The organism is Aquabacterium sp., from assembly GCF_021768455.1.
In the GTDB taxonomy this organism is placed as follows: domain Bacteria; phylum Pseudomonadota; class Gammaproteobacteria; order Burkholderiales; family Burkholderiaceae_C; genus Aquabacterium.
In genome coordinates this window covers 1-4,403 of record NZ_JAIZVX010000225.1, presented here as the reverse complement: position 1 = coordinate 4,403, position 4,403 = coordinate 1, and the positions used below count along the sequence as shown (strand labels likewise).

Below are 4,403 nucleotides of genomic sequence, written 5' to 3'. Positions count from 1 at the left end.
GCCAGCACCAGCGCCAGGGCGATCAGCAGGTATTTCAGCATGGGGCCTCAGGCGATGATGGGGCGGTGCAGCACCACTTCCATCACGAAGCGGGATCCCACATAGGCCAGCAGCAGCAGGAAGGAGCCGGCCATGAGCCAGCGCACGGCCTGCCGTCCACGCCAGCCAAAGCGCAGGCGCCCCAGCAGCAGGACGGCGAACACCGCCCAGGACAGCACCGAGAACACCGTTTTGTGGTCCCACCGCCACGGCGTGGCAAAGGCGGCGCCAAACAGCAATGTCAGCGTCAGCATCACGAAGCCGGCGCCCACAAACTTGATGGTCAGGGATTCGAGACGCAGCAGTGGCATGCCCAAGGCCTGCCCGCGCAGGCCTGGCGAGGGGATCTGGCCGCTGACGGGCTTGGCGCGCAGCTGTTTTTCGGCGTGCTGCAGCAAGGCCGCATGCAGCAAGGCCATGCCGAAGAGGCCGTAGGACGCAAAGCCCATCAGCCAGTGCAGCGGCGCCCAGGGCGAGCCCGCCGTGACGTAGGCCTGCCCCGGGAAGACCCAGGCGAGCGCCACGCTGAGCGCGGCCAGCAGCGCCAGCGCCCGGCGCATGCCCGGCAGGCCCAGCTTGCGGTTCTCGATGGCGTAGACGCCCAGCACCAGCCAGGCCGTGACCGACAGGGCCGGGGCAAAGCCGAAACGGGCCCCGGGCGAGGGGCCGTCGAGCGAGAGGGCGTCCATCACGATGGCGATGGCCTGGGCCAGCCAGCCAAAGCTCAAGGCGGCCCAGATGGGGCGCTCTGCACGCTGGCGGTCGCCTGTCTGGCCGGTCGGCCAGGCGCTGCCCAACAAATAAGCCAGCACCGCGAGGCCACTGGGCCATGTGGTGGAGAAGGCGGGCGATAAAATCATGGGTCAAGTTTAAGAGCACAAGCAGCTATTTCATGGCATCGAACCTCACAGAACGCCTGAGTCGCCTGGTCAAGACCATGCGCGGCCAGTCCCGCATCACCGAATCCAACGTGCAGGACATGTTGCGAGAGGTCCGCATGGCGCTGCTGGAGGCCGACGTGGCGCTGCCCGTGGTGCGCGACTTCATCGCACGCGTCAAGGAGAAATCCCTGGGCGCCGAGGTGGTCTCCTCCCTCACGCCAGGGCAGGTGCTGGTCAGCATCGTGCAAAAGGAGCTCTCGGCCACGATGGGCGAGGGCATTGCCGATCTGAACCTGGCTACCCAGCCGCCAGCCGTGGTGCTGATGGCCGGTCTGCAGGGCGCCGGCAAGACCACGACCACGGCCAAGCTGGCCAAGCACCTGATCGAAAAGCGCAAGAAGAAGGTGCTGACGGTCTCGGCCGACGTCTACCGCCCCGCCGCCATCGAGCAGCTGAAGACCGTCACCGCCCAGGCGGGGGCCGAGTGGTTCCCGTCTGACCCGAGCCAGAAGCCGGCCGACATCGCCGCGGCGGCCATCGACCACGCCCGCCGCCATTACTTCGATGTGCTGCTGGTCGACACCGCCGGCCGCCTGGCCATCGACGAGGTGCTGATGGCCGAGATCCAGGCCCTGCACGCCCAGCTCAACCCCATCGAAACCCTGTTCGTGGTCGACGCCATGCAGGGTCAGGACGCCGTCAACACCGCCAAGGCCTTCAAGGACGCCCTGCCGCTGACCGGCGTGGTGCTCACCAAGCTCGACGGTGACTCGCGCGGTGGTGCCGCGCTGTCGGTACGCCAGATCACGGGTGTGCCGATCAAGTTTGCCGGTGTCTCCGAGAAGATCGATGGCCTGGAGGTGTTCGACGCCGATCGCCATGCGGGCCGCGTGCTGGGCATGGGCGACATCGTGGCCCTGGTTGAAGAGGTGCAGAAGGGCGTCGACATCGAGGCCGCCCAGAAGCTGGCCGAGAAGGTCAAGTCTGGCGCCGATTTCGACCTCGAAGACTTCCTGGCCCAGATCAGCCAGATGAAGAAAATGGGCGGGCTCTCCGGCCTGATCGACAAGCTGCCCACCGAACTGGCCGCCAAGGCTGGCCAGGCCGACATGGACAAGGCCGAGCGCGATGTGCGCCGCATGGAGGGCATGATCCGCTCCATGACCCCGCTGGAGCGCCAGAAGCCCGACCTCATCAAGGCCAGCCGCAAGCGCCGCATTGCGGCGGGTTCGGGGGTGCAGGTTCAGGACGTGAACCGCATGCTCAACCAGTACGACCAGATGCGGACCATGATGAAGAAGCTCAAAGGCGGCGGCCTCTTCAAGATGATGAAGCGCATGGGCGGCATGAAGGGCTTTCCCGGCATGGGTGGCGGCTGATACCGCTGCTCACCATCCTGTCTGCCTGGGGCCTTGACCCTGCGCGAGCCCAGGTGTTAGCTTGTGTGACATGTGTTGCGCAGCCTTCCCGGGCTCTACAGATTGCCGTGCAGCAACCGATCAGATGGAACGGTCCGGCGCCGTGAGCCGGGGCAAGAAGCGGGTGCGGCCTTGAGGCCAGCCCCTCAGGCAGGAAGGCCTTGACGATGGACTTGGCAACCATGTGGCCAATGTTGTTGGCCGCGATCCTGGCCCCTGCGGGCCTGGCCACCGCCTGGTGGTGGCACCGCTCCCGTGCGGCCGCAGCAGGTGGGCATGCGCCCCGGCGCGCCGCCAAGCCCAAGGCCGGGCGCCGTGGCAACCCGGCAGACGAATCCCTCGACACCATCCAGGCCTGGGAGCCCACCGCCACGCGTGTGCTGACCGGTGCCGAGCGCGAGGCTTACCATGTGCTGCGCAAGGCCCTGCCCGACCACATGGTGCTGGCCCAGGTGCCGGTGGCCCGTTTCATCAAGGTGCCCACCCGCAACTCCTACAGCGAGTGGCTGCGCCGTGTCGGTTCGCTCTGCGCCGATCTGGTGGTGTGCGACATGGCCTCTCAGGTGGTGGCCGTGGTCGAGGTTCGCCAGCCCTTCGCCCGTGAAAACGAACGTGCCCAGAAGCGCCAGGCCCGCATGGACCGGGTGCTTTCCAGTGCGCGCATCCCGGTGCATGTGTGGCTGGAGGGGGCGCTGCCGGGGCCGGCCGTCGCCCGCGAAGCCATCCTGGGCTCGGCGCTGAACGCGTCGGGCAAATCGGGCTATCCCGACATGAACGTGGCGCGGCGAGACGCCGAGGCCGCTGCCGTGGTGGCCTCCATGCAGATGCCGGCTGGGGCCATGCAGGGTGTCAGCGTCGACGAAACCTCGGTCGACTTCAATGTGGACGACTGGGCGGACGAAGATGGCGACCGCAAGGAGCCGCCGCCCTCCACCTGGTTTGACGACCTGGATTCAGGGCCGGTGCCGCTTGACACCGCCCGCCGCTGAGTCAGGCTTGCCCGCTCAGTTCAGCAAAGCCTGCGCGAATTCGCGGGCGCTGAAGGTCTGCAGGTCTTCCAGTTTTTCACCCACGCCGATGAAGTAGACCGGCACGGGGGCGTGGCGCTGGCGCGACCACAGCGCGATGGCGGCCAGCACGCCGCCCTTGGCGGTGCCGTCCAGCTTGGTCACGACCAGACCGGTGAGGCCCAGGGCCTCGTCAAAGGCCTTGACCTGGGACAGGGCGTTCTGCCCCGTGTTGCCATCGACCACCAGCAGCACTTCGTGCGGGGCGCTGTCCATGGCCTTGGCGATCACGCGCTTGACCTTGCGCAACTCCTCCATCAGGTGCAACTGCGTGGCCAGGCGGCCTGCGGTGTCGGCAATGACCACGTCGCAGCCACGGGCCTTGCCTGCCTGCACGGCATCGAAGGTCACGGCGGCCGGGTCGCCACCTTCCTGGCTGACGATGTCGACCTGGTTGCGGTCGGCCCAGACCAGCAGCTGTTCGCGGGCGGCGGCGCGGAAGGTGTCGGCGGCGGCCAGCAGCACGCGCTGCCCCGCACCCGAGAGGTGGCGGGTCAGCTTGCCGATGGTCGTGGTCTTGCCTGCGCCGTTGACGCCGGCCACCATGATGACCGTGGGCGTGTGGTGTCCCACTTCCAGCGACTTCTCCAGAGGCTTGAGCAGCTCGGTGATGGCCTCGACCAACAGGCCCTTGACCTGACTCGGATCGGTGGCCTTCGCTTCCTTGACGCGGCGCTTCAGGTCGGCCAGCAGGTGCTCGGTGGCGGCCACGCCGGCATCGGCCATCAGCAGGGCGGCTTCCAGCTCTTCATAGAGTGCGTCGTCGATCTGCGTGCCGGTGAAAACCTGGGCGATGCTGGAGCCGGTCTTGCGCAGACCGTTGCGGAGCTTGTCCAGCCAGGAACGGCGCTCCGGCGCTGGGGCAGGGGGCGGCACCGGGGCCACAGTTTCGGCCGGCGCTGCCGCCTTGAAGGTGGCCAGTGGTGCAGCAGGAGCCGGTGCCTGTGCGGGGGGCTGTGCCGGTGGTGAGGCGGGCGCCGGCGCAGCGACCTCTGCGT

4 protein-coding genes are annotated in these 4,403 nt (G+C 67.8%); 2 read left to right on the top strand and 2 right to left on the bottom strand.

Translation table 11 applies throughout. The features are described 5' to 3' along the window. Positions 1–47: 47 nt before the first annotated feature. On the bottom strand, positions 48–899 hold the full coding sequence (locus QZ994_RS18920; protein ID WP_290877364.1) for an inner membrane protein YpjD: 852 nt from the start codon (positions 897–899) through the stop codon (positions 48–50). Positions 900–931: 32 nt separating this feature from the next. Between QZ994_RS18920 and ffh the strand changes: the two genes are divergently transcribed. Together ffh and QZ994_RS18910 are read left to right on the top strand one after the other, a co-directional pair. Further along, positions 932–2,299: a signal recognition particle protein gene (gene ffh / locus QZ994_RS18915; protein ID WP_290877361.1), complete on the top strand. Its 1,368-nt coding sequence runs from the start codon at positions 932–934 to the stop codon at positions 2,297–2,299. 221 nt (positions 2,300–2,520) lie between these two features. Beyond that, positions 2,521–3,327 (top strand): DUF2726 domain-containing protein, encoded by an 807-nt coding sequence (locus QZ994_RS18910; RefSeq protein ID WP_290877359.1) that lies wholly within the window; start codon positions 2,521–2,523, stop codon positions 3,325–3,327. Between the two features lie 15 nt (positions 3,328–3,342). Here the strand turns inward: QZ994_RS18910 and ftsY are convergent. After that, on the bottom strand, positions 3,343–4,403 hold a 1,061-nt coding region (gene ftsY, locus QZ994_RS18905; protein ID WP_290877357.1), incomplete at its 5' end, for a signal recognition particle-docking protein FtsY.